Source organism: Rhodoplanes roseus (genome assembly GCF_003258865.1).
GTDB lineage: Bacteria > Pseudomonadota > Alphaproteobacteria > Rhizobiales > Xanthobacteraceae > Rhodoplanes > Rhodoplanes roseus.
On the sequence record NZ_NPEX01000818.1, the window covers coordinates 1 to 272 of the forward strand.

Annotated in this window: 1 protein-coding gene; it reads right to left on the reverse strand. The window is 71.0% G+C overall.

Features of this window, described 5'->3' with window-relative positions:
- The coding region (locus CH341_RS32550; RefSeq protein WP_170149917.1) for a polysaccharide deacetylase family protein at nt 1-272 on the reverse strand (272 nt) is incomplete at both ends.

Genomic DNA, 272 nt, shown 5'->3' on the forward strand with positions numbered 1-272 from the left:
CTCGGTGGTGCGGACGATGTCGGTCTGCACCTGCTCGGTGGTGAGCGTCGCCGGAATCACGTCCTGGGCCCAGGAATGCGCGACGATCTCGTGGCCGGCGTCGACCATGCGCTTGAGCACGGCCGGGGTACGCTCGGCCAGCACGCCGGACGTCATCACGCTGGCGCGCGCCTTGTGACGGTCGAGGTTCCGCAGCAGGCGGTCGATGCCGCGGGCGACGCCGTAATGGCCCCAGGACAGCGAGTTGGTGTCGAAGGCGCCGGCCGGCAGCG